The sequence below is a fragment of the Phaeobacter italicus genome (assembly GCF_001258055.1).
Classification (GTDB): domain Bacteria; phylum Pseudomonadota; class Alphaproteobacteria; order Rhodobacterales; family Rhodobacteraceae; genus Phaeobacter; species Phaeobacter italicus.
This window is the reverse complement of sequence record NZ_CVRM01000031.1, coordinates 378,114-405,102: the sequence shown is the minus strand read 5'-3', so window position 1 is coordinate 405,102 and position 26,989 is coordinate 378,114. Positions and strand designations below refer to the sequence as shown.

The following is a 26,989-nucleotide window of genomic DNA, read 5'->3' as shown; positions in this document are numbered from 1 at the left end:
CCGACCGTAACCTGGGGCGTTTTCCATGTTTTCCAAGTACAAACGACAGTCTGCCACTGCCAAGCCAGTCACCGCGGCCCAGCCCAAGGCGGCACCGGCCCCCGAGGCCCAGCCCAAGGCGCCTGCCCCGGCGGCTGCCACTCTGCGCAAGCCGGCAGCGCGCACTAAGGCCGAGGCCGCGCCAGCGGACAAGGAACGCAAGCGCAAGGAACGCATGGGTGAAATCAAGATCCAGCTGCACCGAGAGCTGCTGGAAAACCTGAACCTCGCAGCGCTGGAACGCGCCAGCGAGGCAGAGCTGCGCGCCGAAATTTCCTCTATCGCCTCCGAGATCCTGGAAGAGCGCGGCATTGTGCTGAACCGCGAGGATCGGCAAACCCTGAACAAGGAGCTCTACGACGAGGTCACTGGCCTTGGTCCGCTGGAGACCCTTTTGCAGGACGACACCGTCAGCGATATTCTGGTGAACGGCCCCCAACAGGTCTTTGTTGAGCGCGAAGGCAAGCTGCAACTCAGCGACGTGACCTTCAAGGATGAAAAGCACCTGATGCGGATCATCGACAAGATCGTCTCTGCCGTGGGGCGCCGCGTCGATGAATCAAACCCCTATGTGGACGCCCGTCTCGCAGATGGCTCGCGCTTCAACGCGATGGTGCCGCCGATTGCGGTGGATGGCTCTCTGGTGTCGATCCGTAAGTTCAAAAAGGACAAGCTGGGCATTGATGATCTGGTGAATTTCGGGGCCTTTACCGAAGAAATGGCCGCCTATCTGCAGGCCGCCGTCTCGACCCGCCTGAACGTGATCGTCTCGGGCGGTACCGGTTCCGGTAAAACCACCACGCTGAACGCGCTGTCGTCTTTCATCGACAACGCCGAGCGTATTCTGACCATCGAGGACACTGCGGAACTTCAGCTGCAGCAGACCCATGTGGGCCGGATGGAAAGCCGCCCGCCCAACGTCGAGGGCAAGGGCGAGGTGTCCCCCCGCGACTGTCTGAAAAACGCGCTGCGGATGCGCCCCGACCGCATCATCGTGGGCGAAACCCGCGGCGAGGAAGTCATCGACATGCTGCAGGCCATGAACACCGGCCACGACGGCTCGATGACGACGATCCACGCCAACTCTGCCCGCGACGGGATTTCGCGTCTGGAAAACATGATCGCGATGGCCGGGATCGAAATGCCGATCAAGGCGGTGCGCAGCCAGATTGCATCAGCTGTGAACCTGATCGTGCAGGCCTCGCGCCTGCAGGATGGCTCGCGCCGGATGACCTCCATTACCGAAATCACCGGGATGGAGGGCGACGTGATCTCGATGCAAGAGATCTTCCGCTTCCAGCGCGTGGGCCTGACGCCCGACAACAAGATCATCGGTCATTTCACGGCAACCGGCGTGCGCAGCCACTTCTCCGAGCGCTTCCGCCTGTGGGGCTATGACCTGCCGCCGTCGATCTACGAGCCGACCGTAATGGAGGCACGCTGATGCAACTGAGTGCAGAACCAATCATCTATGGCCTGATCTTCATCGGCGTTCTGGTGCTGGTCGAAGGTCTCTATCTGGTGACGTTTGGCAAATCCATCAGCCTCAACAGCAAGGTGAACCGCCGGCTGGAGATGATGGACAAGGGTGCCAATCGCGAACAGGTGCTGGAGCAGCTGCGCAAGGAAATGCGCCAGCACATGAGCGCCAAGTCCATTCCGCTTTACTCTCTGCTGGCTGAACGCGCCCAAAAGGCGGCGATCGCCTTTACCCCGCGCCAGTTGATTCTGGTGATGGCTGGGGTTGCCGCGTTGGCCTTTGTCGGGCTGAGCGTCGGCACCTCGGCCGAAGTTCCGCTGCGGGTGATGGCCTCTATCATCATCGGCGTCGGTGCGGTCTTTTTCTGGGTCAACAAAAAAGCCGCCAAGCGGATGTCCATGATCGAGGAACAGCTGCCCGACGCGGTTGAACTGATGGTGCGCTCCCTGCGGGTGGGCCACCCGTTTGCCTCTGCCGTGCAGATTGTTGCCAACGAAGTCGAAGACCCGCTCGCCACCGAATTCGGCATCATCGCAGACGAAAGCGCCTATGGCCGCGATGTCGGTGAGGCGCTCAAGGAAATGGCCGAACGTCTGGACATGCAGGATATGCGTTTCCTTGCGGTGGCGGTGACCATCCAGCAGCAATCCGGCGGCAACCTGGCTGAGGTTCTGGCAGGTCTTGCCAAGGTGATCCGGGCCCGCTTCCGCCTGTTTCGCCGCGTGAAGGCGATCACCGCCGAAGCGCAGTGGTCGGGCAAGTTCCTTTCGGGTTTCCCGCTGTTCTGCCTGGGCGGCATTCTGGCCAAGGATCCGGGCTATTACGACAGTGTCATCGACCACCCGTGGTTCATTCCGGCCTGCTTTGTCGTCGGCGCCATGCTGACCGTAAACCTCTTTGTCATGCGCATGCTGACAAACATCAAGGTATGAGGACCCGATCATGACATCTCTGAACGATATCAACGATCTTCTCATCAACCAATTCGGCCCCTTCGGCCCCTTGCTGGCGGTTGGTCTTCTGGGTCTTTTCATGATCCTTCTGGCCATTCCGCTGCTGCTGAACCAGCCCGAAGACCCGATGAAGAAGCTGCAGCGCAGCATGTCGGAAAGCACACGGGACAAGAAGCCGCAAAAGGAACGCCTCCGCCAGGCGGACCGCAACGAACAGCTGCAGAAATTCGCCTCCTTCCTGGAACCCCAGAACGCAGACGAACTCTCCGCGATGGAGCTGAAACTGCGGCAGGCGGGCTATCAGTCCAAAGACTCCGTGCGCCTGTTCCACTTTGCCCAGTTCGCCTTGGGCCTTGTCGGTCTGGCTGCCGGCCTGGTCTATGTCTATGTGCTGAACGCCGACATGGAATACGACAGCCAGCAGATGATCATCCGCATCATCGGCCCCGGTGCGGCGGCTTACATGCTGCCAAAGTACTGGATCACCCGCCGCATCGAAGAGCGCAAACAGGAAATCACCTCCGGCTTTCCAGATGCGCTTGATATGATGCTGGTCTGCGTCGAGGCCGGTCAGTCTCTGGATCAGGCGATTGTGCGTGTGGCCAAGGAACTCCATGCCTCCTACCCCGCTCTCGCCGAAGAGTTCGAGGTCGTCGCCTACGAAATGAAGGCGGGCAAGGAAAAGGACAAGGTTCTGCGCGACATGGGCACCCGCTGCGGTGTGCAGGATGTGTCCTCCTTTGTGACCGTGATGATCCAGTCGGCCACTTTTGGTACCTCCATCGCTGATGCGCTGCGGGTCTATGCCGGGGAAATGCGTGACAAACGTGTGATGCGCGCCGAAGAGGCCGCAAACAAGTTGCCAACAAAAATGACCCTTGCCACAATGACACTCACGGTGCCGCCGCTGCTGATCATTCTGGTCGGACCTTCGGCGCAGGGCATCGCCAACCTGGGCAATATGAGCAAATAACACATGATGACTTTGGGTTGGGCCCTCCCCTCCCGTCTGTGTCGACTGATGTCCGCCACCCTCGCAACTGCGTTGGTGGCGGCTTGCATGTCTGCGGGCGGCAAACCAGACCCCGACGATCCGCTTGCCTCTCCGCTGGCACCGGGGGTGGATCCGCGCGGCGAAACCACCAGCGGGCTGATCGTGGGCCATCGTCTGATGGCCGCCGAAGAATATGAGCTGGCGCTCGACGCCTTTACCCGCGCCGCACTGGAAGAGGGGCTCACCGCCGAGGTGCTGTCCGGCCTTGGCAGCGCCAACCTGGGTCTGGGCCGGCTGGGTCAGGCTGAAACCCACCTGCGCCGCGCTGTCGAACGTGATCCGGAGTGGCCTGCCGCGCTCAACAACCTCGGCGTGGTGCTGATGGAACGGCAGAAATACCCCGAAGCAGAGCAAATCCTGCGCCGGGCCTTTGCGCTCAATAATGGCGAAAGTGACGCAATCCGTGAAAATTTCCGCCTCGCCCTCGCCAAGCTTGACCAAAGCGCACATAGTGAAACGCAAAAACAAGGCTACGCATTGGTGCAGCGCGGTGGTGGCAGCTATTTGATTCGCACGTCCCCCTAGGCCGCACCTGCGAGAGCGAGGCAGAGCAGCACAAAGGACGCAAAAATGCGCCAGCAGTTTTTCGTATCCGCATGTCTGGTTGGTGGGCTGGTCCTGTCGGCCTGCGCCAAGGATGACACCGAAGCCGTCGATCGCGCCTTTCAGGAAGTGAACGTCGTCGACGAAAGCAACCTCAACGACGTGATGCTGACTGTTGCGGACCCGAACGAGGCCGTGACCTACTTCCAGCGCACTCTCAAATCAGATCCGGACCGCATCGACCTGAACCGCGGCCTGGCGTTGTCGCTGATCCGCGCCAAGCGCAACACCGAAGCGGTCTCTGCCTGGCAAAAGGTCGTATCGCTCCCCGGGGCCACCAACGAAGATCGCGTCCAGCTGGCCGATGCGTTGATCCGCACCAGCAACTGGGATGCGGCGAAATCCACCCTCAACGCCGTGCCCCCCACCCACGAGACCTATCAACGCTACCGCCTTGAGGCGATGGTTGCCGACTCCTCCAAGGACTGGAGCCGCGCTGACAGTTTTTATCAAACCGCCGTCGGCCTCACCACGCAGCCCGCGCGAGTGATGAACAACTGGGGCTATTCCAAACTGACCCGCGGCGACTACGCCGAGGCAGAGCGCCTGTTTGCAGACGCCATCCGCCAGGATCCCAACCTGTTCACCGCCAAGAACAACATGGTTCTGGCCCGCGGTGCTCAGCGCAACTACACCCTGCCGGTGATCCCGCTTGATCAGGTTGAGCGCGCAGAACTGCTGCACACGCTCGGTCTCTCTGCGATCAAGCAGGGCGACATCCAGACCGGCGAAAGCCTGCTGCGTCAGGCAATTTCCACCCACCCGCAGCATTTCGACGCCGCCGCACGCGCGCTCGAAGCGCTGGAAAACGGCTAAGACGGAGCCAGCCTGAAATGGTGATCTCGGCCCATGTCGCCCTGTGGTTCCTGCCCTTCGTCGCGCCCCTGTGCTTTGTCGTGGCGCTGAGCGACCTGCGCCAGATGCGTATCCCGAATTGGACGGTTGACCTGCTGGCGGCGATCTTCGTGATCGTCGGCCCGTTCCTGATGAGCTGGTCAGACTACGGCTGGCAGCTCGTCCATCTGCCAGCGGGCATTGCGCTTGGCTTTTTGTGCTACAGCGCTGGCATGGTGGGCGCAGGAGACGCCAAATTCGCAGGCGCCGCAGCCCCGTTCGTGGCCTTTGGCGATCTGTCGATCGTGGTCATGATCTTTTCGGCCATGCTGCTGGCCGGGTTCCTGACCCATCGCCTCGTCAAATACACCCCCCTGCGCCGACTGGCCCCCGACTGGAAAAGCTGGGATGTCGGCAGCAAATTTCCCATGGGGCTCTGCCTTGGTGGCACGCTTGTGGTCTACCTCATCCTTGGGGCACGGCTGGGTCAGGTCGCAACCGGCTGACCCCACCACAGCTTGCTAAAATCCTGCCTATCTCGCATCGGCTTTCGCGGAATTGCACCAGCTTTGCCCCGCTTGTGCCACAGTGCTGAATAAACTCTTGCCTGACGCAGCCTGCGGGCTGCCGTTCTCAGCCGTCAGCGAGCAACAAGAAGGCAGGCCGCACCATGAACATGCAGACATCCGCCGTGATCGCGCCCCCGGCCCCGCGTGGCCTGGAACAGATGCAGCTCCCCCTTGTGATGATGCGGGACATTCTGCTCAAGACGATCTTTCGCAAGACCTGCGAAAACGTCAGCGAGATCGCCGCAGCCATCTGCCTGCCGATCCCCGTCACCCAGGAACTGGTGGATATCGCCCGCGAACAGAAACTGCTGGAGGCCACAGGCACGCTCAATGCGAATGCCGGCAATGAAATGGGCTATCAGCTGACAGACGCAGGCAAAGCGCGCGCAATGGATGCCCTCAGCCAGTCGGAATACTACGGCGCCATGCCGGTCCCGCTGGAGGTCTACCGCGAGCAGGTCAAACGCCAGTCGATCCGCAATATCCTCGTGACCCGCCAGCAGCTTGTTGATGCGATGGGCCATCTTGTGCTGCCCGACAGCTTGCTCGACCATCTTGGCCCCGCCGTCAGCGCCGGCCGCTCGATCCTGATGTATGGCCCACCCGGCAACGGTAAATCCTCGATCTCAAACGGGATCCGTGACGCGCTTGGCGATCACGTCTATGTGCCGCGCGCCATCGAATACGCAGGCCAGGTCATCACCGTCTACGACCCGATCGTGCACAATGCAGTGCCTCTTCCGGAAGACGACCCAAACAGCCTGCGCCGCGCCCGCCGGTTTGATACCCGCTACGTGATGTGTGAACGCCCAACGGTGATCACCGGGGGCGAATTGTCCCTGAACATGCTGGATCTGGTCTACAACCCCACCGCACGCACCTATCAGGCGCCACTGCAGCTCAAGTCCACCGGCGGCATCTTTATCGTTGATGACCTTGGCCGTCAGGCAGAACCACCGCAGGCGCTGGTCAACCGCTGGATTGTTCCGCTGGAAGAAGGCCGCGACATCCTCGCCCTGCAATCGGGTGAAAAATTTGAAGTGCCCTTCGACACGCTGGTGATTTTCTCCACCAACTTTCACCCAAACGAGATCTTCGACCAGGCGGCCCTGCGCCGGATCTTCTTCAAGATCAAGATCGACGGACCGGACCAGGAAAACTTCCTCAAGATCTTTGCGATGGTCGCGCAGAAGAAGGGCGTGCCACTGGACGAAGCAGCCTTGGTGCATCTGCTGAAACGCAAATACCCGACCATCGACAACGTCTATGCCAACTACCAGCCGGTGTTCCTCATCGATCAGATGAAGGCGATCTGCGATTTTGAAGGCATCCCCTACCAGATGTCACCCGAGCTCATCGACCGGGCCTGGGCCAATATGTTCGTCAAGGACGAGCACATCGTCAAATGAGCCAGCCCAAAGTTTTTGAAAAACTTTGGCCAGAACGTTTAGAAAAGTTCTGCACCCGCGCCTAGATAAGTCGGATGAGCCGTCTTCCCGATGTTATCACCACTTGGTTCAGCTCGCGTGGCTGGACCATCCATCCGCACCAGCAGGACATGCTGGCGCGCGCCGATGATCCTGCAACCCTGCTGATTGCGCCCACCGGCGGCGGCAAGACGATGGCCGGGTTTCTGCCGACTTTGGCAGAGCTCGCGGCCGGCTCTCATGACGGGCTGCATACGCTCTATGTTTCGCCCCTCAAGGCGCTGGCAGCGGACATCAAACGCAACCTGCGCACACCTGTCGACGAGATGGGCCTGCCCATCCGCATTGATGACCGCACCGGCGACACGCCATCATCGCGCCGTCGCAGCCAGCGCGCCGATCCCCCCAATATCCTGCTCACCACCCCAGAGAGCCTTGCGTTGCTGACCTCATACGAGGATGCCCCGCGCATGTTTGCCGGATTGAAACGGGTGGTCATCGACGAAATCCATGCGCTTGCGGAAAACAAGCGTGGCGACCAGCTGATGCTGGCGCTGAGCCGGCTGCAGGCGCTCTGCCCCGATCTGCGCCGCGTTGGCCTCTCTGCCACGGTGGATGACCCCGCCGCCATCGCCCACTATCTGGCCCGTCATCCTGACCCTTGTGATATCGTGCTCGCCGATCCCGGCCCCGCGCCCGATATCCGGATGCTGCAGACCGATGCCGCCCCACCCTGGGCGGGGGGCGGCGCGGCCCATGCCATCCCCGCCGTGCTGGAGCAGATCAAGGCGCACCAGACCACCTTGATCTTTCACAACACCCGCGCCCAGGCAGAGATCTTTTTTCGCAACCTCTGGCTCGCCAATGACGATGGCCTGCCGATCGGCATTCACCACGGCTCTCTGGATCGGACCCAACGCGAACGGGTCGAGGCTGCGATGGTGCGAAACGAACTGCGCGCCGTTGTCTGCACCGGCTCGCTTGATCTGGGGATTGACTGGGGCAACGTGGATCTGGTGATCCAGATCGGCGCACCAAAGAACGTCAAACGACTGGTCCAGCGTATCGGCCGGGCCAACCACCGCTACAACGCCCCCTCCAAGGCGCTTCTAGTGCCAGCCAACCGATTTGAAGTGGTGGAATGTCAGGCCGCTCTGCAGGCCGTCGAGGCGGGCACGCTGGATGGCACGCCCCGCACACACGGCCCGCGCGATGTGCTGTGCCAGCATATCCTGATCCGCGCCTGCGCCGGCCCCTTCTGCGCCGAATCCCTCTTTGCCGAGATCACCTCCGTCGGGGCATACAGCGCGCTCAGTCGCGAAGAGTTCGACGACTGTCTCGCCTTCTGCGCAACCGGTGGCTACGCGTTGCGGGCCTATGACCAATGGCAGCGTCTGCTGCAACGCCCCGATGGCCAGTGGCAACTGCGCGACCCGCGCGCTGCGCGTCGCATCCGCATGAATATCGGCACCATCCAGGACGCTGACCTGCTCAAAGTGCGGCTGAAGCGCAGCCGGGGGGGAAAACCTCTTGGTGAAATCGAGGAAAGCTTTGCCGCCACGCTCAGCGCGGGCGACACCTTTCTGATCGGCGGCCAGATCGTGCGCTATGAGGGCCTGCGCGAAATGACGGTAGAGGTCAGCCGAAACGCCAGCAAAACCCCCAAGGTCGCGGTCTTCTCCGGCACGAAATTCGCCACATCAACCCAGCTGAGCGACCGCATCCTGACCATCCTCAAGCAGGACAGCTGGCCCGACCTTCCCCCCCACACGGCCCAATGGCTGGAGCTGCAGCGCTCTGTGTCACAGATGCCGCGGCGGGGTGAACTGTTGCTGGAGAGCTTTCCGTTCAAAGGCCGCGAATACCTCTGCGTCTACGGCTTTGCCGGGCGCAACGCGATGCAGACGCTGGGCCTGTTGCTCACCAAACGGATGGAGGAGCTGGGCCTCGACCCGCTGGGGTTCGTCGCCACCGATTATGCCACGCTCATCTGGGGGCTGGAGGAGATCACGGATGCCGAACCACTCTTTGATGCACAGGCGCTGCGGGACGGTCTGGATGGCTGGCTGGCCGGCAATGCCGTGATGAAACGCAGTTTTCGCGCCGTTGCGACCATTGCCGGGCTCATTGAACGCAACACCCCCGGACAGCGCAAATCCGGGCGGCAGGCGACCTTTTCCTCCGACATCCTCTATGACACGCTACGCAAATATGATCCCGACCATCTGCTGATGCAGATCACCCGGCAGGAAGCGCTGAGCGGTCTGGTGGACTTTGGCCGCATCGAGGAGATGCTGGCCCGCACCCGTGGCCGCACCCGGCTTCTTCGACTTGATCAGATCTCTCCGTTGGCGGCCCCTCTTCTGCTGGAGGTTGGCAAGGTGCCCGTCAAAGGGGCTGCGCAGGAAAAGCTCCTGGAACGCGAAACAGAAGAGATGATGCGACGCGCAGGGCTCACCGATCTGCCCGGCTGATACGCCGAACGGACGCCCCTTGCACCTGCCCTGAAAACCGGCGATCACCAGACCATGAGCGGCTATTCCTTCTCCCTTGCTGGCGCAGATCTCGTTGCCCTTGGCGCAGGCGCGCTGTGGTGGCCTGCACAGCAGCTGCTTTGCGTCTCTGACCTGCATCTGGGCAAATCCGAACGCCATCTCCGCCGTGGTGGTGCGGCCCTGCCCCCCTATGAAACCCGTGACACGCTGGATCGCCTCGGCGTTTTGATCGGCAATCTGGTCCCGCAGACCGTGATCTGCCTGGGGGACAGTTTCGATGATGACGCGGCGGTGCAGGCCCTGGCAGAGAGCGAACGCTCAGCGCTTGAAGCACTGATGGCGCAGCGCCACTGGATCTGGATCACCGGCAATCACGACCCCGCCCCTGTCGGCTTGGGGGGCGAGGCGCGAAACACGCTTTCACTGGGGCCACTGATCTTTCGCCATATCGCCGAGCCGGGGTTTTCGCCACAGCCGCACTCAGCAGGCGAAGTCACAGGCCATTACCACCCAAAGGTACGCCTGCGCGGCGCCTCCCGCCCGGCTTTTCTCCTGGATCATCAGCGGCTGATCCTGCCCGCCTTTGGCACCTATACGGGTGGTCTTTGCACAACACATGCCGCACTGCGCGGCCTGATGGCAAAACAGGCCCTCGCCATTCTCACCGGCCCCCGCGCCCTGCCCTGCCCGATGCCACGCTAATGGGCCAAGCCCGCCCGTGGCGCAACGTCACGGCCCCAGGTTGCGCATTTCACCGTAGCCTGCATCAGACCAGATGAGGGAGCGCACAGATGGACAACCGCATTCGCAACAGCTTTGCCAGCCAGACGATGATGCAGACACTGGGGGCAGAAATCACGGATGTGGGTCAGGGCAGCGTCACCATCACCGCCCCCATCCTGCCGGGCAGTCGCCAGCAGCATGGCGTCGCCCATGCCGCGCTCAGCTTTGCCATCGGTGATAGCGCTGCGGGCTATGCGGCCCTCACGCTGATGCCCGAAGACAGCGAGGTGATGACAGCCGAGATGAAGATCAACCTGCTCGCACCCGGCGCAGGGGACTATCTGCGTGCCACCGGCAAGGTGATCAAACCCGGTCGTCGTCTGGTGATTGTCACAGCCGAGGTCCACGCGATCACCGGCCCCGAAGAAAAGCTCGTCGCCCTATTGCAGGGCACGATGGTGCCGGTCACGCGCTGATCGGGGCACCTGTCACCTTTCCAAAAAAATACTCCCGCCGGAGGCGTTCCGGCGGGAGCAGATCTGTTCGGACCTCAGCGGTCTGCGCTTCAGGCGGTCAACCCTTCCGGCTCTGCCAGACCGTTGGCGCGGCAGCAGGCTGTCACGGTGTTCGCCAGCAGGCAGGCAATGGTCATAGGACCAACGCCGCCCGGCACCGGGGTGATCGCGCCTGCGCGTTCGGCGCAGGAGGCGAAATCGACGTCACCAACCAGCACGTTCTTGCCGTCACGTTCGATCCGGTTGATGCCCACGTCAATCACGGTGGCGCCTTCCTTGATCCAGTCACCGGGCACCATCTCGGGGCGGCCCACAGCGGCAACCACGATATCTGCGCGACGCACGACATCCGGCAGGTCTTTGGTGCGGCTGTGTGCGATGGTGACGGTGCAGCTATCGCCCAAGAGCAGCTGCGCCATCGGCTTGCCGACGATGTTGGAGCGGCCAATCACAACTGCATCCATACCCGACAGCGAACCGTGATAGTCGCGCAGCATCATCAGACAGCCCAGCGGGGTGCAGGGCACCATGGACTTCTGACCGGTGCCCAGAAGGCCGACGTTGGAAATGTGGAACCCATCCACGTCCTTTTCGGGCGCGATGGAGTTGATGATCAGGTCTTCGTTCAGATGACCCGGCAGCGGCAGCTGCACGAGGATACCGTGAACGGCAGGATCCTTGTTCAGCTGATCGACAACAGCCAGCAGATCCGCCTCGGACGTGTCCGCGTCCAGCTTGTGCTCAAAGGAGTTCATGCCCGCTTCAACGGTCTGCTTGCCCTTGGAGCGCACATAGACCTGGGATGCGGGGTCTTCGCCCACCAGCACAACCGCCAGACCGGGGGTGATGTCGTGCTCTTCCTTCAGACGGGCCACGTGGCCTGCCACTTTCTCACGCACGGTGGCGGCAAAGGCCTTCCCGTCGATGATATTCGCTGCCATTGCTTTTGTCCTCTTGCTGCGCGCCAGGGGGCTGCGCGTTACTCCTCGCGGATCACCCGCGCCTCGCGGGCAATCGACCAGTCCACCAGCTGCCGCCAGATCGTTTCGATCAGATCAGGGTCAAGCCCTGTGGCCTCGGCTGTGGTCCGGGCATTCATGACCACCTCTTCGACACGGGCCGGGATGCGGGCTGGCCAGCCGTTCTCCGTCTTCAGCTCGATCGCGCGGTCGATGTAGCTGGCCCGCTCGGCCAGACGCGCGATCAGTTCACGGTCCAGCTGGTCGATCTGCTGCCGCAACGTTGCCATGTCGGCACAGTCCTGCGGCGGGTGTCGTTCAGTCATCGCTTCAAACTCCTGCGGCCCGGGGAGGCTCCCCGGGCCGCAGATTGCCTATTTCAGGCCTTAGAACAAGCCTTCGATCTGGCCTGCTTCGTTCAGGCGGATCGATTCCGACGCAGGTTTGCGCGGCAGACCCGGCATGGTCATGATCTCACCGCAGACCACAACGATGAAGCCGGCACCTGCGGACAGGCGAACTTCGCGAACCGGAACCGAGTGACCGGTCGGCGCGCCGCGCAGGTTCGGGTCGGTGGAGAAGGAGTACTGGGTCTTCGCCATGCAGACCGGCAGGTTGCCGTAGCCCGCGTCTTCCCACTCTTTCAGCTGGTTGCGGATCTTCTGATCGGCCAGAACCTCGTCAGCACGGTAGATGCGCTTGGCGATGGTTTCGATCTTCTCGAAGAGCGGCATTTCGTCCGGGTAGATCGGGGAGAAGTTGGCAGAGCCACCTTCGACGATCTCGACGACTTTTTCCGCCAGCGGAGCGGAGCCTTCCGAACCCAGTTCCCAGTGACGGGACAGAACCGCTTCGCAACCGTGGGTCGCAACATAGTCCTTGACCGCCTGGATCTCTGCGTCGGTGTCGGTGACAAAGTGGTTGATGGCAACCACAACCGGCACGCCGAAGGATTTGACGTTCTCGATGTGACGGCCGAGGTTTGCACAGCCTTTGTTGACCGCTTCGACGTTTTCCGCGCCGAGGTCGGCCTTGGCAACACCACCGTTCATCTTCATCGCGCGCACGGTCGCAACCAGAACAACCGCGTCGGGCGCGATGCCTGCCTTGCGGCACTTGATGTTCATGAACTTCTCGGCACCGAGGTCCGCACCAAAGCCTGCTTCGGTGACAACATAGTCAGCCACTTTCAGCGCGGTCTTGGTTGCGATCACGGAGTTACAGCCGTGGGCGATGTTTGCGAACGGGCCACCGTGAACAAACGCCGGGTTGTTTTCCAGGGTCTGCACCAGGTTCGGCTGCATCGCGTCTTTCAGCAGAACGGTCATTGCGCCTTCTGCTTTGATGTCGCGGCAGTAAACCGGGGTCTTGTCGCGGCGGTAGGCCACAATGATGTCGCCCAGACGCTTTTCCAGATCCTTGAGGTCGTTGGCCAGGCAGAGGATCGCCATGACTTCGGACGCCACGGTGATGTCAAAACCGGTTTCACGCGGGAAACCGTTGGACACGCCACCCAGGGACGCAGTGATCTGACGCAGAGCACGGTCGTTCATGTCGACCACACGACGCCATGCAACACGACGGATGTCGATTTCGCACTCGTTGCCCCAGTAGATGTGGTTGTCGATCATTGCCGACAGCAGCGAGTGGGCAGAGGTGATGGCGTGGAAGTCACCGGTAAAGTGGAGGTTCATTTCCTCCATCGGAACAACCTGTGCGTAACCGCCACCAGCAGCGCCACCCTTCATGCCGAAGTTCGGGCCGAGGGACGCTTCGCGGATACAGATCATCGCGTTTTTGCCGATGCGGTTCAGACCGTCACCCAGACCAACGGTGGTGGTGGTCTTGCCTTCGCCCGCAGGCGTCGGGTTGATCGCGGTCACGAGGATCAGCTTGCCGTCTTCTTTGTCCTGGACGGAGTTGATGAAGTCCTGGCTTACCTTCGCCTTGTCGTGGCCGTAAGGCAGCAGGTCGGCGCTGGAAATGCCGATCTTTTCACCAATTTCCTGGATCGGGCGCTTCTGCGCCTCGCGGGCGATTTCAATATCCGACTTGTAGCTCATGTCAGGGTTCCTGAATTTTGAGGTCGCAAAAAGTAACGGCACAGCCGTGCCGGTTTCCCGCCAGACTTAGCTCTTCTGCGACATTCTGTGCGCGTGATTTCCGACATGATGGTGCATTGAAACGGCGTTCATTCACGCTAGGGCAGTCAAAGATCGCCTATCCGGCCGCTCTGACGTCTATGTGCGTCAATGCGGGACCGACTCAGCCCCTCCAGGCGGGCTGATCGGGGACAAACAAACGCAGTTGATCCCCGATTTTCAGCGCCCCGGGGCGCTCAACCCAGGCCATCACACCGCGACGACCGGTTGCCGCTGGCTTGAACTTTGGACCGAAGCCCTTGTGATCTTTCTCAATTTCCTTGCCCGGAAAAATGCAGGGCCGGTTTTCCAGATCGACTGTCAACGTCACGCCATCCGGCCCCTGCAGGCGGCTTGATGGGGGGATGTGGCTGAAATCGGGAATACCTTTAAGGACAATCGTGGCGCCCAGATAGATCGGATCCAGCGACTCCATTCCCATGTCGGCGGCCATCTGCGCCATCTCTTCTGCCGACAGGATGCTCAACTGACGAAGATTGCGAATCTCGGTTCCCTCTGGGTGCAGATTGCGCACCCGCCCGCAGGACTTGCGCAGCGCACCCTGATGGCGCTCACCTGCGATACCATCAAAGCCAAGGGTCAGCGCCTGATCTGCAACCGACCGCAAGCCGCCGGTCTCTTGTGGAACATGCCCAAGCCACGTGATTTCTGCGACGAATTCTGTTTCCCGCAAAACCGGCATGGTCTCGTTCCTTCCCTGCACCATCACTGATTGCGCCAACCCTAGGAACGCACGGCCGGAATAGAAAGGGCGAATTGCCCCAAACCCTTTTGCGAAAATGAAAAACCCGGACGTCTGGTCAGACATCCGGGTTCAGCGTTTTCAGGGTTCTGATCCTGCAGCGATCAGGAGGAGGGTTCCGGCTCCAGGCCGCCATCATCCTCAGAAGTGGTTTTCTTCGGCTTTGCCTTGGGGATCGCAGTGACCGATGCGTTGCCCGCATCACTGTCATCGCTTTCACCATCATCAGAATGCGGAGGCTCACCGTTCATCACGCGCTTGATCTCGTCACCGGTCAGCGTTTCGTATTCCAGAAGCCCCTGCGCCAGACGCTCCCATTCGGTGTTCTTGTCCTTCAGGATCTGCAGCGCACGCGCATACCCCTCCTGAATAAAGCGTTTCACCTCTTCTTCGATCAGCTCTTTGGTGTTGGCCGAAACCGAGAAGCCAGCGGTGTTGCCCGAATAGCCTTCTGCCGCTTCGCGGTAGTCGATGTTGCCCACCTTGTCGGACATGCCCCACTGCAGCACCATCGCCCGCGCCAGCGCCGACGCCTGCTGAATGTCACCTGCCGGGCCGTTGGACACATGGTCTTCGCCGTATTTGATGACCTCAGCGGCCTTGCCCGCCATCGTCATCGCCAGCTTTTGCTGACACTCGTCACGGTGATAGTTCAGACGGTCCATTTCCGGCAGCGAAACAACCATACCCAATGCACCACCGCGCGGGATGATGGTCGCCTTGTAGACGGGATCACACAGCGGCAGCTCAAGGCCGACAACGGCGTGACCTGCCTCGTGATAGGCGGTCTTTTCCTTCTGGTCTTGGGTCAGCACCATCGACCGGCGCTCTGCCCCCATCATCACCTTGTCCTTCGCGTTTTCGAAGTCCTCCATGGTGACAAACCGGCGACCCACGCGCGCTGCCATCAAAGCGGCCTCATTGACGAGGTTCGCAAGATCCGCACCGGAAAAGCCGGGCGTGCCGCGCGCGATGATGCGCAGATCGACATCGGGGCCAAGCGGGGTCTTACGCGCATGAACGCCCAGGATCTTTTCGCGGCCCTTGATGTCAGGGTTGCCAACGGTCACGTTGCGGTCAAAACGGCCCGGACGCAGCAAAGCGGGGTCCAGAACATCGCGGCGGTTGGTGGCCGCAAGGATGATAACACCTTCGTTGGCCTCAAAGCCGTCCATCTCAACCAGCAGCTGGTTCAAGGTCTGTTCGCGTTCGTCGTTACCGCCGCCGTAGCCCGCGCCACGGTGGCGACCAACGGCGTCGATCTCGTCGATAAAGACGATGCAGGGCGCGTTTTTCTTGGCCTGCTCGAACATGTCGCGCACGCGGCTTGCGCCAACACCCACGAACATCTCGACAAAGTCGGAACCGGAGATGGTAAAGAACGGAACCCCTGCCTCGCCTGCGATCGCGCGCGCCAGCAGTGTCTTACCGGTACCCGGAGGACCAACAAGCAGCGCCCCCTTGGGGATCTTGCCGCCCAGACGCGAGAATTTCTGCGGGTTGCGCAGGAATTCCACGATTTCCTCCAGCTCTTCCTTGGCCTCATCAATGCCTGCAACGTCATCAAACGTTACCCGACCGTGCTTTTCGGTCAGCATCTTGGCCTTGGATTTGCCAAAGCCCATGGCGCCACCTTTGCCGCCACCTTGCATGCGGTTCATGAAATAGATCCACACACCGATCAGCAGAAGGAACGGCAACAGCGTCAGCAGGAAGGATTGGAACCCGGACTGCTGCTGTTTCTCGGCGCGCACGGGGATATCGTTCTGGATCAGAAGCGACGTCACCTCGGCATCGCCGGGCTTGATGGTTATGAAGTTCTGGCCGTCCGATGTGGTATAGCGCACCTGTTCCCCATCCAGGGTCACAGTGCTGACATTGCCGTTTTCTACAGCACTGACAAAATCGGAAAAGGTCCGCTCACGGCTCTGCATGGTGCTGCCGGAACCACTGAACAGATTGAACAGCGCCAGCACCAGAACGAACAGAACAACCCAGAAGGCGATATTACGTACGTTGCCCAAGGAAAAAATCTCCCAAAATTCGAGACCACCCTGCGAGGGGGCCTTCGTTGTCCCTTAAAATAGGGATCCTTCGATAAGGTTCAATGCGATAAAAGAGCTGCGAAGAACTCTTCGCCGTTGCGGACCTCTTCCGCGATCCATCCTTGGGCAAAACCTGCCGATGGTGCGGCCACCAGATGGTGGTTCTGCCAGACCGCCGGCGTGGCCTCCAGAACCGGTCCGGGCAGGCCCGTGCTGCGCCAGTCAGGCACCTGTGCCAGCCCGACGGAACCAAGCGCGCGCACCTGATGGCCGTGGATGTCGCCGCCATAAATCCGCCAGCGCCCGTCCCAGGTGGCGCCGGGTTCGACAACCTCGTCAGCCACGCGCTTTACCTCCCGGCAGATCCAGACTTTCTGCACCCGTGTCAGGATCCGGCAGCCTGCAAGGGTAAAGGAGCCACCCTGCCGGGCCGTCCGTTGCGCCTGCATCATCGGATCGCGCCGCGGTGGATAGACAGCGCCACCAACCCATTGCACCGCCCGCACCAGCAGACGATGCGCAATTTCATCCGGCAGGGTGCGAAACTCCCGCTGGTCGATGACAATGGCACCATCGCGGATCTCCAGCATCTCGCGCGCGGCAAGAAACGTATACCAATCCAGCGCTTCACGGGCGGCACCCAGATTCTGCGCCACCGCAGCCAGACGTTCCACCGTCAGGCCAATCGGGGCCAGAGACGCCATTGCCTGACGAATGCGGATCCGCTCAAACCGCGTGTCTTCGTTGCTCGGATCATCGACCCAGGCGACCTGTTTCTTGCGCAGATAGGCCCGCAGCTGGTCACGGGTCACATCCAGCAGGGGGCGCATCAGAGAGACGCCATCCATCGCCCGCATACGCGGCATCGCCGACAGACCCGACACGCCAGAGGCCCGGCCAAGGCGCATCAGCAGGGTTTCGGCCTGATCGTCCGCCGTATGGCCAAGAGCGATGACCGACAGATCGTTGATCCGCGCCCAATTGGTCAAAAGACCATAACGCGCATTGCGCGCTTCATCCTGCAGGTTGCCCCCTTCCGGGCGATCCCGCCATTCCAGAACATCGTGGGACAGGCCGAGTTTTGCGGCCTCAGCCGCCACCATCATCGCCTCATCATGCGAGCCATCACGCAGACCATGATCGACCGTCGCGACACAAAGCGTCACGCCGACATCGGCAAAACAATCGTGCAGCAGATGCAGGAGCGCCATCGAATCGCCCCCACCAGAGACCGCGACGCCCATGCGCGCCGGCAGGGCAGATCTGAACTGCTCCCGCACGACGGCATGGATATCGCGCCTTCGCCCGCTCAATTGCAGGCCAGTTTCGCGCGTTCAGCCTCTGCTGCGGCCACGGCCTCGGAGGCGGGGAACCGCCCCCCAACTTCGGACAAGGTCACGCAGGCCTGACTGGTCTGGCCCAGACGCCCCAACGCCGCCCCCAGTTCAAACAGGGCATCCGGCGCGGTCTGACCTGCCGGGTTGGCGGAAAACGCGGCCAGATAGGCACGCGCTGCTTCACGGGTGTCGCCCAGCCCATCCAACGCCTTGCCGCGGTGGTATTCCGCCGCAGAGGTCAGCGGGCTGCCGGGATAGGCCAGGGTGAAGGCAACAAACTGCTCTGCCGCCGCCTGATAGCTTCCCTCATCAAGGGCGGCCTTGGCGGCGTCAAAGTCGCGCTGCTCGCCGACCGCCAGCTCGGTATCGGCCGGCGCCGAACCCGGCGTTGCAGGCAGGGCGGGTTCCGCGCCCGTTCCGCCTTCTGGCAGATCCACACCGCCAAGCGTGGTGGTTTCGCCAAGCTGAGAGATGTCGCCTCCCTCCAGCTCAACCAGACGGAACTCCAGATCGCCGATCCGGTTGGTCCCGTCCTGCACCACACGCTCGACCTTGAAGGACAGCTGTTCCGTCTGGGCGGTGAGGCGCTGCAGCTCTTCTTCGATGGCGGTGACACGATCCAGAACGCTGTTGCCCGACAGGTTGACCTGCGGGCTGCCCGTGGTGGACATCTCACGCTTCAGGCGCTGGATTTCAACATGCAGGATCGTCAGTTCCTGCCGGATGTCCGCAAGGGTCTGCTGATCCTGCGCTGTCGCCTTCAGCGGGGTGATCGCAACCGCAAATGCCAGGCTCAGCGCGGTGGCAGCGGCAGGAACAAAAGAACGCATCCGCATCCCCTTATCCTGTCAGCCCACCTGCCAGCACCGTGACGGCGCGGCGGTTCTTGGCATAGCAGGCCTCGTTCGAGCAGATCTCCAGCGGGCGTTCCTTGCCATAAGAGACCACTTGCAAGCGGCTACCTGCAACACCTTGGGAAATCAGAAATTCCCGCGCGGCGTTGGCGCGGCGGGCGCCCAGTGCAAGGTTGTATTCGCGGGTGCCCTGCTCATCGGCGTGGCCTTCAATGGTCACGATGTAATCCGGGTTGGACGTCAGCCAGCGCGCCTGCCCCACCAAAGTGGCCTTGGCCGCCTCAGACAGGGTGGATTGATCGACGGCAAACAGCACACGGTCGCCGACTTCCTGCTGGAAATACGCGGGGCTTTGCGGGTCAAGCTGCCCTGGCGCCCCAATCCCTGCGCCCGGACCGCTGCCACCATAGGCGTCTGTGTCATCCCAAGGGTTGCCACTACATGCTGCAAGCCCCAGGAGAGCCGCCACCAAAAATGCCTTCTTCAAACCACTCATCTTAAACGCCTCGTCCCATTCCATTTGTTGCACCAGATTTAACACAGGCCCGGTGCGGGTGCCACTTTGGTCTTGTTACATCTCGGTGATCGCCCTGCCCGCCAAAGGGTCACGGGCGATCTGCCAATTCAATTCTGAAGCGGAGACCACGCCGGGTCTGACGCCCCATCGGGGGTGCGCACAGGCTTGAGGTTTCGGCCAGTGATGTCCACCGAATACAAAAGCGCACGCCCGTTTTCCCCCTGGGTTTCACGGGTGAACATGATGACCCGTCCATTGGGCGACCAGGTTGGCCCCTCATCCAGGAAGGAGGCGGTCAACAGGCGCTCTTCGCTGCCATCGGTCCGCATCACCCCGATATGGAAGCGGCCCTTGTTCTGCTTGGTAAAGGCGATCAGATCACCGCGCGGGGACCAGACAGGGGTGCCATAGCGCCCTGCCCCAAAACTGATCCGCCGGGCCTCTCCGCCGGAGGCGGGCATCACATAAAGCTGCGGCGCACCGGATCGGTCGCTTTCAAAGACGATCTGGCTGCCATCGGGGGAATAGGACGGTGCCGTCTCGATCGAGGGGGCGCTGGTCAGGCGCTGGCGTGCGCCGCTGTTGATGTCCAGCGTGTAGATGTCGGTATTGCCGCCCTGCGCCTGCGAATAGACCACCGTGCGCCCATCCGGAGCAAAGCGCGGCGCAAAACTCATGATGCCATTGTCCGAAGACAGCACGCGCCGCTGAACGCTGCCCACATCCAGAACATGGATCTGGGGAAAGCCGCTTTCGTAGCTGGTGTAAAGAACCCGGTCGCCAGTGGGCGAAAACCGCGGCGCGAGCACGATAGAGGCGCTGTTGGTCAGATACTGAACATTTGCGCCATCATAATCCATGATCGCCAGCCGCTTGCGGCGGTCATTCTTCGGGCCGCTTTCGGAGACAAACACCACACGGCTGTCGAAATAGCCGCTTTCGCCGGTAATGCGGTTATAGATGACATCCGCCACCTTATGGGCCATGCGGCGCCAGCCGTCGGTGGTGCCTGCAAACTGCAGACCGCTGCCCAGCTCTTTCTCTGCAAACACGTCGTGACCGCGGAACCGCACCGTCAGCCGGTTGCCATTGACGCTCAGCCCGCCAGTGATCAGCGCCTGAGCATTGATCGCCTTCCAGTCGGCATAGCTGACGGGGCTGTCAAAATTGCTGATCTTCGAGATATGCGCCGATGCCGGGATTTCGCGGAACAGGCCCGTCCCGCTCAAATCTGCGGCAATCACCCGCGAGATTTCCCGCGCCAGTTCAGCAGCGGCAGGGGTTTCGGGCACAAAGTCGGGCACCGCATAAGGCAGCGGTTCAATGACACCATCGGTGATCTCGATCCGAAGGGGGCCATCTTGCGCCTTGACCGGCTGTCCGGTCCCCATGATCGCCGCCCCCACAAGGGCCGCACCCATCGCAAGGCTCGCCAGATATGTCCTCATCTGTTCCGCATCCTTTCGGGATTGAAGGTCATTTCGATATTACGCCACTGGGCGTATTTGTCAGACGGAAGTTGGAAACCACGCGCACCACAGCGCAAAATCGCCCGTCGTGCCGCGCCAAAGGCCTGATTGGCCGCAGCGCCGGATCCACCGGTGCTGGACAAAAGGCGGATACTGCCCTCCTCCGGGCGGCCATCAGGCGTCAGCGACAGTGCCACCACGACGGTGGTGCGCAGCGCCTCTGACGACAGCGACCCGACGTTCCAGCAGTTCTGCACCACAAGGCGCAGCGCCTCCCGCTCGCCCGAGGTCAGCGGTGGCCCCGAAGGTTCGGGCGCAACAACATCCCCTCCGCCTGCAAGCGCAGCCGCCAGCGCATCCTCAACCGCGGCGGCGCGATCTTCCCGCGGTTCCGGCTCCGACGGTGCAGCGGGCTCTGGTTCGCGCGCGGCCGTGGTCTGCGGTGCGGGATCGGGCTCTGGCTCGGGCGTGGGTGCAGGGCGATTGGGGCGGGCCTGCGGGCGCAGGGATCGCTCTGGCGCGGCGCTTGCCACCTGATCGGTATCGGCCTCTGTTTCTTCGGTCACAATCCGGTCGTTGGCCGCCGCTTCGGCGGTTTCTTCCTGCGCGTCCTGATTGGTCTCGCTGCCGGGTGCAGTGGCGATTTCGGGCTGTGCGACATCGTCAATGCGCACGTCCGGCTCTGGCGGCGCAACCGGCGTTGGCGCCACACGATCGGTTGGACGCAGCTGCGGGGTCTCTGCCACATCGGGCACAACGCTTGGTGTCTGCGGCGGCTCTGGCGCGGCAGGCGCTGTCACCGGCGGGGTCGGTTCTGGCTGCGGCTCTGGCACATCGGCCACTTCGGGATCCGGCGCAGGTGGCGCGACGGGATCGGGTTGCGTCACCGCAGGTTCGGCAGGCGCAGCGGGCGGTGTGACCTCCGGCGGGGTCTCCGTCTCTGGCGGGGTCAAAGGCGCAGCGCTATCCGCAATCACCGGCGCAGCGCGCTGCTGGCTCAGGCGGGCGAATTCTTCGGTTGAGATGATGGATACGTCCTGCACTGCCATCGGCAGCGGTTCCGACGGAAACCAGGCGCCGAACACAACCCAGCCCGCCAGCAATCCGTGGCCTGCAAGAGAGATCTTGGTTCCGGTCTGCACACCCGTGCCCCGCTTATTGACCGCTGTCGTCGACAGCCCGCCCATCAAGGGTCGGGCCACCCACATCCGTCACCAGGCCAACGCTGGAAAATCCACCTGCATTCAAAGCGCCCATCACCTGCATCACCGCCTCATACGGGATCGCCCCATCAGCGCGCAGGAACACCTGATCCGATGAGCGCTCTGCCGCGATGGCGCGCAGTTTCGCCACCAGCTCATCCGCGGCCACCGGCGTTGTCTGGATCTGAATCTCGCCAGCCGCCGTCATGGTAACGGTCAGCGGCTCTTCCTCGTCTCCCGGCAATGCGCCAGCTGCGGTTTTGGGCAACTCAACCGGCACGCCCACGGTCAGCAAGGGGGCCGCCACCATAAAGATGATGAGCAGCACCAGCATCACGTCAACAAAGGGTGTGACGTTGATTTCCGACATGGGGCGCGCACGGCTGCGCCGCCGCCCCCGGCGCCGCCCGTTTGCGGCATTGGGCTGAACCGACGCACCCATGGCTCAGGAATCCAGCTGACGGCTGAGAATGGTTGCAAACTCGTCGGCAAATGCCTCGTAGCTGCCGATGATGCGATCACTGTCAGCGCTGAGTTTGTTGTAGAAAATCACCGCCGGGATCGCCGCCAGCAGGCCAAGCCCCGTCGCCATCAGCGCCTCGGCAATGCCCGGCGCCACAACGGCGAGGTTGGTGTTTTGCTGTTCTGCAATCTCGATGAACGCCGTCATGATGCCCCAGACAGTCCCGAAAAGACCGACAAATGGCGCGGTCGAGCCGATGGTCGCGAGGATAGACAGACCGCTTTGGACGCTTTCGCTTTCCTTGGCGATGGCAACATCCATCGACCGTTCGATCCGCGCCTGCGCGCCCGCGATCAGGGCCCCGTCGGTGCGGTGGCTGCGGCGCCATTCGGTCATGCCAGCTGCAAAAATGCGTTGGGACTGGCCCTTTGGCTGTGGGCCGATGTCGTCAAACAGCCCATCCAGCGGCTCGCCCGACCAGAAAGCGCGGTCAAACTCTGCCGCCTCGCGGCGGGCCTGACGATAATTGATGAGCTTTTGCAGGATGATGGCCCAGGACCAGATGGAGGACGCCACCAGCATCACCATCACCAGCTTGACGGTGACCGTCGCGCGTTCGAATAGCCCCCACATGGAGAAATCAATCTCCTGCGCCAACGCCAGAGTTTCTGCTTCCATGGACCTGCTCTATGTTTTTGGCCGTTTTTCAGCCGTTTCTCGGCTTTCATTTGGTAAAAGGCTAACGCAGTTCAAGGCCAAAAGCCAATGAAACAGCTGTGACGGCAGGAATTGTTACAGCAATGCGCGAATCTCTGCCGGAAGCCGGATCGGCGCGCCTGTCGCCGCGTTCACGCAAACCACCGTGACCTCTGCACGAAACAGCTCTGTCTCGCCGCGAAACACCTGCTGCGACATGGTGAGCCGCGCAGGCGTGACCTTTTTCACCTCGGTTTCGATCAACAGCTCTTCGTCGAATTTGGCGGGCGCGAGGTAATCTGCCTCAATCCGGCGCACCACCCAGATCAGACCGGCGTCGCGCATGGCGTTCTGGTCATTGCCCAGATTGCGCACCCAGTCACTGCGAGCGCGTTCGATGAACCGCAGATAGTTGGCGTGATAGACGATCCCGCCCATGTCGGTGTCTTCATAGTACACACGTACCGGAAAGCGATGGATCATTGGGGCGGTCTCCTGCCGGGCGGGCCTGTGGTCGGTCAGTGTTTGGTGGGTCCAGGGTCACCCGCTGGCGGATCAATCGGGGCCTGCAGGCGCGCAAACAGCCGCAGCGCATGTGACGGGTCAGCCGCGGCAACCGGCATCATCCGGTCGTAGGCCGCGGCGATGATGCCCGCGATGTCAGGGCGCAGGATGGTGGCGCCGCTGTCCGGGATCACGGCCAGGGGCGAAGTCTCGGCAAAGGCGCTGTCGCCCCACATCAGGATCGCCTGAACCGCCTGCGTCAGGGCCAGGGTCTCGGCTGGCAATTTGGCCATCGCACCGCTCATGCGCAGGAAGACGAAACAGGCCTGAATGGCCCCCTGATCGTCAAATCGAAAGGCGCGGTACTGGCTGGCATCCGCCGCCTTCAGCCGCGCCAGCAAGGGATCAAGCCCCGGAATCAGCCGGTCCAGATCGGGCACACCCATCAATTCGTCCCAATCGCGGAAAAAGAACACCATCAGGTTTGAACCCAGCTCCGGATCGGTCTCTGCCATCTGATGTCCGGCGAGGGTCACCACCGCCTCGATCGCGCCTTTTACGGTGGCCAGCGTGCTGTCCTCTACGCCAAAGACGATCGGCGCGATGGGCCGCCCCCAGCGGGCAAAGGCATAAGACCCGTCCGCGCGGGTAAACAGGGCTTCGATCTCGGCTGGGGTCATCATGCGGCTCTCTACTCAGACTGCGGTCCTATGGGGGCTTAATGCCCGCTCACGGGCTCAACGGCAAGGGTTGCGACCTGCCGCCCTCCTGCATCTTCTGGCCTGAAATATCCCCGCCGGAGGCAGCGCCGCGTCTGGCGCGGCGCCTCATTCGAGAGCCTGTCACGTAGGTCAGCAGCCATGACCAAATGTTTCGCGTGCGAAACATACGCTAAATTTGAATTGAATTTTTCAAATCCACCTTAAGGCTTTGACGCGGGGATTGCGCCAGGCTGACAGCCACCTGACGCCAATACGCGACAACTGACGCGCTATAGCAGCAAATCGCCCTGGGTGCGCGGTGGGCGAATTCCCAGATGCTCCCAGGCCTTGTGGGCCAGCATCCGACCCCGTGGCGTGCGCTGGATCAGACCCTGTTGCAGCAGGTAGGGCTCGATCACCTCTTCCAGCGCATCGCGGCTTTCGCTGAGGGCTGCGGACATGGTTTCGATCCCGACCGGACCGCCCCCATAGTTCTCAGCGATCATCCGCAGATAGCGGCGGTCGGCGCCATCCAGCCCCAGTTGATCCACCCCCAGACGCGTCAGCGCGCCATCGGCCAGATCCCTTGTGATGGTGCCATCGCCCTCGACAACCGCGAAGTCCACAACGCGGCGCAGGAGCCGGCCAGCGATCCTGGGGGTGCCGCGGGCGCGCCGCGCGATCTCGCGGGCGCCGTCGTCATCGGCGGGGGCGCCCAGTTTGCGGGCATTGCGGCTGACGATCTCGAACAGCTCGTCAATGGTGTAGAACTGCAGGCGTGTCGGGATGCCAAAGCGGTCGCGCAGGGGGGTCGTCAGGAGCCCCATGCGGGTGGTCGCGCCAACAAGGGTAAAGGGCTGCAGCTCAATCCGCACGGTGCGAGCGGCCGGGCCTTCGCCGATCACCAGATCCAGCTCGAAATCCTCCATCGCCGGGTATAGCACCTCTTCCACCGCCGGGTTCAGCCGGTGGATTTCGTCGATGAACAGCACGTCGCGGGCCTCAAGATTGGTGAGGATCGCCGCAAGATCGCCGGCCTTGGCCAGCACCGGGCCGGATGTCATGCGAAAATTCACGCCCAGTTCACGCGCGACGATCTGAGCGAGCGTGGTCTTGCCGAGGCCCGGAGGCCCGTGGAACAGCGTGTGGTCCATCGCCTCGCCCCGGCGGCGCGCGGATTCAATAAAGACGCGCAGGTTGGCGCGGGCCTCGGCCTGGCCGATGAACTCCCCCAGCCCCTGCGGACGCAAGGCGCGGTCATTTTCGGCGGCGCTGTCTTCGGGCAGGGGCGCGGGGCGCAGGGTGGGATCGGCGTCAATCATAATCATTTCCCCTGGCATAAAGGGCAGCACCCGGCCGCGGGCGGTCGGGCGCTGCCCGGCCTATCGGCCGAGCGATACATTGAAATTTAACGCCCATACGCCTCACCCCTTCGGCGCGAGGAGACGCAGGGCAGCGCGGATCAGCTCTGCCTCGTTGGCCTCCGGATAGGTGGCCGCCGCCTCTGCAACCGCTGCCGCGGCATCTGACGGGCCATAGCCAAGGTTGCCAAGCGCCGACAGCGCACCAGCAGAGGCCGCAGCCGCTCCGCTGGGCTTCTTCGGCGGGGCCTTGCGGGGCTTTTTCGCAGGCTCCACCGGATCGGCAGGTTCGACCACATCCAGACCGGGACCATCCATCGCGTCTGCCACGGTGCCACCCATCGCCATCACGCCCGGTGCCTTGTCCTTCAGATCCAGGACGATGCGCTGCGCGGTCTTGGGGCCAACGCCCTTGGCGGCCTTTACGGCGGCCCAGTCGCCCAGTGCAATCGCGCGGCTGACGCCATCGGGACCAAGCGCGCCCAAGATCGCCAGAGAGACCTTGGCCCCCACCCCCTGCACCGAGGTCAACAGGCGGTGCCATTCCTTTTCCACCAGCGAGGGAAAGCCATAAAGCTGCATCAGATCCTCGCGCACCACCATATCGGTATAAAGCGCAACGGCCTCTCCCACGCCCGGCAGAGCGGCCATCGTGCGCTCGGAGCAATAGACGATATAGCCCACACCGCGCACATCGATCAGCACGTGGTCGCTGCTGCGGTATTCCAGTCGTCCGGTCAGTTTTCCGATCACGCGCGTTTCTCCTTCAGCTGGCGGGCCTGTGTGCCCCCATAAAACGCATGACAGATGGCAATGGCCAGAGCATCTGCCGCGTCGGCATTCTTTGGCAGGCACCCGGGCAGCTGCAGTTTCACCATATGCAGGATCTGTTCCTTGGCCGCGTGACCAACCCCGACCACGGTTTTCTTCACCCGGTTGGGGGCGTATTCGCCAACTGGCAGACCGGCCTGCGCCAGCGTCATCAGCGCAACCCCCCGCGCCTGCCCCAGTTTCAGCGTACCGGCGCCGTCTTTGTTGACGAAGGTCTGTTCGATGGCGGCCTGATCGGGGCGGTAGGCCTCGATCACCTCGATCACCTGATTGTGGAGCGACAGCAGACGTTCGCCCAGATCATCCCCGTCAGAGGTGCAGACACCGTTTGCGACATGGGACAGGCGGGTGCCGCGTGATTCGATCACCCCCCAACCGAGGTTCCGCAACCCCGGATCGATGCCAAGTATTCGCATGTCTGCCCTATCCCTGCCTGCCCCGGCGATAATCCGGG

27 protein-coding genes are annotated in these 26,989 nt (G+C 62.2%); 10 read left to right on the top strand and 17 right to left on the bottom strand.

What is annotated here, in order from left to right:
• Positions 1-25 precede the first annotated feature (25 nt).
• From NIT7645_RS13185 to NIT7645_RS13140, 10 genes are all read left to right on the top strand, one after another.
• Entirely contained in the window at positions 26-1,483 is a 1,458-nt protein-coding gene (locus NIT7645_RS13185; RefSeq protein WP_008559385.1) for a TadA family conjugal transfer-associated ATPase, read from the top strand.
• Positions 1,483-2,451 carry a type II secretion system F family protein gene (locus NIT7645_RS13180; RefSeq protein ID WP_008561407.1) on the top strand — a complete coding sequence of 323 codons (969 nt, stop codon included), beginning with the start codon at positions 1,483-1,485 and terminating at the stop codon, positions 2,449-2,451. Before NIT7645_RS13185 ends, NIT7645_RS13180 begins: the two co-directional genes overlap by 1 nt.
• Positions 2,452-2,461: 10 nt before the next feature.
• The gene (locus tag NIT7645_RS13175; RefSeq protein ID WP_050687236.1) at positions 2,462-3,445 is read left to right on the top strand and encodes a type II secretion system F family protein; all 984 of its coding nucleotides are present in this window, start codon (positions 2,462-2,464) and stop codon (positions 3,443-3,445) included.
• Positions 3,446-3,448: 3 nt separating this feature from the next.
• Positions 3,449-4,051, top strand: a complete 603-nt coding sequence (locus NIT7645_RS13170; RefSeq protein ID WP_037302549.1) for a tetratricopeptide repeat protein — start codon at positions 3,449-3,451, stop codon at positions 4,049-4,051.
• Between the two features lie 45 nt (positions 4,052-4,096).
• A complete protein-coding gene (locus tag NIT7645_RS13165) occupies positions 4,097-4,945 on the top strand; it encodes a tetratricopeptide repeat protein (RefSeq protein ID WP_008562469.1) in 849 nt (282 codons plus the stop codon).
• 17 nt (positions 4,946-4,962) lie between these two features.
• Positions 4,963-5,469: an A24 family peptidase gene (locus tag NIT7645_RS13160; RefSeq protein ID WP_008562802.1), complete on the top strand. Its 507-nt coding sequence runs from the start codon at positions 4,963-4,965 to the stop codon at positions 5,467-5,469.
• Positions 5,470-5,633: 164 nt separating this feature from the next.
• Positions 5,634-6,941, top strand: a complete 1,308-nt coding sequence (locus NIT7645_RS13155) for a DUF8689 domain-containing protein (protein ID WP_008558930.1) — start codon at positions 5,634-5,636, stop codon at positions 6,939-6,941.
• A gap of 74 nt (positions 6,942-7,015) precedes the next feature.
• The gene (locus NIT7645_RS13150; protein WP_008562735.1) at positions 7,016-9,433 is read left to right on the top strand and encodes a ligase-associated DNA damage response DEXH box helicase; all 2,418 of its coding nucleotides are present in this window, start codon (positions 7,016-7,018) and stop codon (positions 9,431-9,433) included.
• 54 nt (positions 9,434-9,487) lie between these two features.
• Entirely contained in the window at positions 9,488-10,156 is a 669-nt protein-coding gene (gene pdeM / locus NIT7645_RS13145) for a ligase-associated DNA damage response endonuclease PdeM (protein ID WP_008562171.1), read from the top strand.
• Between the two features lie 89 nt (positions 10,157-10,245).
• Entirely contained in the window at positions 10,246-10,653 is a 408-nt protein-coding gene (locus tag NIT7645_RS13140) for a PaaI family thioesterase (RefSeq protein WP_008558766.1), read from the top strand.
• A gap of 89 nt (positions 10,654-10,742) precedes the next feature.
• Here the strand turns inward: NIT7645_RS13140 and folD are convergent, their stop codons facing one another.
• The 17 genes from folD to ruvC all read right to left on the bottom strand — a co-directional run bounded on the left by folD (position 10,743) and on the right by ruvC (position 26,951).
• Positions 10,743-11,633, bottom strand: coding sequence for a bifunctional methylenetetrahydrofolate dehydrogenase/methenyltetrahydrofolate cyclohydrolase FolD (folD, locus tag NIT7645_RS13135; protein WP_008559906.1), 891 nt, complete (start codon positions 11,631-11,633; stop codon positions 10,743-10,745).
• Positions 11,634-11,671: 38 nt separating this feature from the next.
• Positions 11,672-11,977, bottom strand: a complete 306-nt coding sequence (locus NIT7645_RS13130; protein WP_037302550.1) for a chorismate mutase — start codon at positions 11,975-11,977, stop codon at positions 11,672-11,674.
• Positions 11,978-12,037: 60 nt separating this feature from the next.
• A complete protein-coding gene (locus NIT7645_RS13125) occupies positions 12,038-13,714 on the bottom strand; it encodes a formate--tetrahydrofolate ligase (protein WP_008563068.1) in 1,677 nt (558 codons plus the stop codon).
• Positions 13,715-13,916: 202 nt separating this feature from the next.
• Complete coding sequence (locus NIT7645_RS13120; RefSeq protein WP_037302944.1) at positions 13,917-14,495, bottom strand: MOSC domain-containing protein; 579 nt, start codon at positions 14,493-14,495, stop codon at positions 13,917-13,919.
• A 164-nt stretch (positions 14,496-14,659) separates the two neighbouring features.
• Positions 14,660-16,579, bottom strand: coding sequence for an ATP-dependent zinc metalloprotease FtsH (ftsH, locus tag NIT7645_RS13115; RefSeq protein WP_008560072.1), 1,920 nt, complete (start codon positions 16,577-16,579; stop codon positions 14,660-14,662).
• Positions 16,580-16,659: 80 nt separating this feature from the next.
• The gene (gene tilS / locus NIT7645_RS13110; RefSeq protein ID WP_490184807.1) at positions 16,660-17,856 is read right to left on the bottom strand and encodes a tRNA lysidine(34) synthetase TilS; all 1,197 of its coding nucleotides are present in this window, start codon (positions 17,854-17,856) and stop codon (positions 16,660-16,662) included.
• A gap of 53 nt (positions 17,857-17,909) precedes the next feature.
• The gene (gene ybgF / locus NIT7645_RS13105; protein WP_008559124.1) at positions 17,910-18,767 is read right to left on the bottom strand and encodes a tol-pal system protein YbgF; all 858 of its coding nucleotides are present in this window, start codon (positions 18,765-18,767) and stop codon (positions 17,910-17,912) included.
• 10 nt (positions 18,768-18,777) lie between these two features.
• Positions 18,778-19,287 carry a peptidoglycan-associated lipoprotein Pal gene (gene pal, locus NIT7645_RS13100; protein ID WP_037302945.1) on the bottom strand — a complete coding sequence of 170 codons (510 nt, stop codon included), beginning with the start codon at positions 19,285-19,287 and terminating at the stop codon, positions 18,778-18,780.
• Positions 19,288-19,415: 128 nt separating this feature from the next.
• Positions 19,416-20,729 (bottom strand): Tol-Pal system beta propeller repeat protein TolB, encoded by a 1,314-nt coding sequence (gene tolB / locus NIT7645_RS13095; RefSeq protein WP_370728641.1) that lies wholly within the window; start codon positions 20,727-20,729, stop codon positions 19,416-19,418.
• 23 nt (positions 20,730-20,752) lie between these two features.
• On the bottom strand, positions 20,753-21,919 hold the full coding sequence (gene tolA, locus NIT7645_RS13090; RefSeq protein WP_008562608.1) for a cell envelope integrity protein TolA: 1,167 nt from the start codon (positions 21,917-21,919) through the stop codon (positions 20,753-20,755).
• A gap of 13 nt (positions 21,920-21,932) precedes the next feature.
• Complete coding sequence (gene tolR / locus NIT7645_RS13085) at positions 21,933-22,421, bottom strand: protein TolR (RefSeq protein WP_008560259.1); 489 nt, start codon at positions 22,419-22,421, stop codon at positions 21,933-21,935.
• A gap of 3 nt (positions 22,422-22,424) precedes the next feature.
• Complete coding sequence (tolQ, locus tag NIT7645_RS13080) at positions 22,425-23,120, bottom strand: protein TolQ (protein WP_008559788.1); 696 nt, start codon at positions 23,118-23,120, stop codon at positions 22,425-22,427.
• A 114-nt stretch (positions 23,121-23,234) separates the two neighbouring features.
• The gene (ybgC, locus tag NIT7645_RS13075) at positions 23,235-23,621 is read right to left on the bottom strand and encodes a tol-pal system-associated acyl-CoA thioesterase (RefSeq protein WP_008559577.1); all 387 of its coding nucleotides are present in this window, start codon (positions 23,619-23,621) and stop codon (positions 23,235-23,237) included.
• A 35-nt stretch (positions 23,622-23,656) separates the two neighbouring features.
• A complete protein-coding gene (locus NIT7645_RS13070; RefSeq protein WP_008561875.1) occupies positions 23,657-24,325 on the bottom strand; it encodes a hypothetical protein in 669 nt (222 codons plus the stop codon).
• A gap of 308 nt (positions 24,326-24,633) precedes the next feature.
• On the bottom strand, positions 24,634-25,665 hold the full coding sequence (gene ruvB / locus NIT7645_RS13065; RefSeq protein ID WP_008560564.1) for a Holliday junction branch migration DNA helicase RuvB: 1,032 nt from the start codon (positions 25,663-25,665) through the stop codon (positions 24,634-24,636).
• A 102-nt stretch (positions 25,666-25,767) separates the two neighbouring features.
• Complete coding sequence (gene ruvA, locus NIT7645_RS13060) at positions 25,768-26,457, bottom strand: Holliday junction branch migration protein RuvA (RefSeq protein ID WP_008559354.1); 690 nt, start codon at positions 26,455-26,457, stop codon at positions 25,768-25,770.
• Positions 26,454-26,951 carry a crossover junction endodeoxyribonuclease RuvC gene (gene ruvC / locus NIT7645_RS13055; protein WP_008561008.1) on the bottom strand — a complete coding sequence of 166 codons (498 nt, stop codon included), beginning with the start codon at positions 26,949-26,951 and terminating at the stop codon, positions 26,454-26,456. Before ruvC ends, ruvA begins: the two co-directional genes overlap by 4 nt.
• Positions 26,952-26,989: the final 38 nt, after the last annotated feature.

Coding starts and splice junctions, on each gene's coding strand:
- NIT7645_RS13160 (WP_008562802.1), top strand. CDS start 4,963: ATGGTGATCTCGGCCCATGTCGCCCTGTGGTTCCTGCCCTTCGTCGCG.
- ruvC (WP_008561008.1), bottom strand. CDS start 26,951: ATGCGAATACTTGGCATCGATCCGGGGTTGCGGAACCTCGGTTGGGGG.
- NIT7645_RS13155 (WP_008558930.1), top strand. CDS start 5,634: ATGAACATGCAGACATCCGCCGTGATCGCGCCCCCGGCCCCGCGTGGC.
- NIT7645_RS13175 (WP_050687236.1), top strand. CDS start 2,462: ATGACATCTCTGAACGATATCAACGATCTTCTCATCAACCAATTCGGC.
- ybgF (WP_008559124.1), bottom strand. CDS start 18,767: ATGCGTTCTTTTGTTCCTGCCGCTGCCACCGCGCTGAGCCTGGCATTT.
- tolB (WP_370728641.1), bottom strand. CDS start 20,729: ATGGGTGCGGCCCTTGTGGGGGCGGCGATCATGGGGACCGGACAGCCG.
- NIT7645_RS13070 (WP_008561875.1), bottom strand. CDS start 24,325: ATGATGACCCCAGCCGAGATCGAAGCCCTGTTTACCCGCGCGGACGGG.
- ruvB (WP_008560564.1), bottom strand. CDS start 25,665: ATGATTGACGCCGATCCCACCCTGCGCCCCGCGCCCCTGCCCGAAGAC.
- NIT7645_RS13165 (WP_008562469.1), top strand. CDS start 4,097: ATGCGCCAGCAGTTTTTCGTATCCGCATGTCTGGTTGGTGGGCTGGTC.
- NIT7645_RS13150 (WP_008562735.1), top strand. CDS start 7,016: ATGAGCCGTCTTCCCGATGTTATCACCACTTGGTTCAGCTCGCGTGGC.
- tolR (WP_008560259.1), bottom strand. CDS start 22,421: ATGGGTGCGTCGGTTCAGCCCAATGCCGCAAACGGGCGGCGCCGGGGG.
- NIT7645_RS13120 (WP_037302944.1), bottom strand. CDS start 14,495: ATGCCGGTTTTGCGGGAAACAGAATTCGTCGCAGAAATCACGTGGCTT.
- NIT7645_RS13125 (WP_008563068.1), bottom strand. CDS start 13,714: ATGAGCTACAAGTCGGATATTGAAATCGCCCGCGAGGCGCAGAAGCGC.
- tolQ (WP_008559788.1), bottom strand. CDS start 23,120: ATGGAAGCAGAAACTCTGGCGTTGGCGCAGGAGATTGATTTCTCCATG.
- NIT7645_RS13180 (WP_008561407.1), top strand. CDS start 1,483: ATGCAACTGAGTGCAGAACCAATCATCTATGGCCTGATCTTCATCGGC.
- NIT7645_RS13130 (WP_037302550.1), bottom strand. CDS start 11,977: ATGACTGAACGACACCCGCCGCAGGACTGTGCCGACATGGCAACGTTG.
- ybgC (WP_008559577.1), bottom strand. CDS start 23,621: ATGATCCATCGCTTTCCGGTACGTGTGTACTATGAAGACACCGACATG.
- pal (WP_037302945.1), bottom strand. CDS start 19,287: ATGAGTGGTTTGAAGAAGGCATTTTTGGTGGCGGCTCTCCTGGGGCTT.
- pdeM (WP_008562171.1), top strand. CDS start 9,488: ATGAGCGGCTATTCCTTCTCCCTTGCTGGCGCAGATCTCGTTGCCCTT.
- NIT7645_RS13170 (WP_037302549.1), top strand. CDS start 3,449: ATGATGACTTTGGGTTGGGCCCTCCCCTCCCGTCTGTGTCGACTGATG.
- NIT7645_RS13140 (WP_008558766.1), top strand. CDS start 10,246: ATGGACAACCGCATTCGCAACAGCTTTGCCAGCCAGACGATGATGCAG.
- NIT7645_RS13185 (WP_008559385.1), top strand. CDS start 26: ATGTTTTCCAAGTACAAACGACAGTCTGCCACTGCCAAGCCAGTCACC.
- folD (WP_008559906.1), bottom strand. CDS start 11,633: ATGGCAGCGAATATCATCGACGGGAAGGCCTTTGCCGCCACCGTGCGT.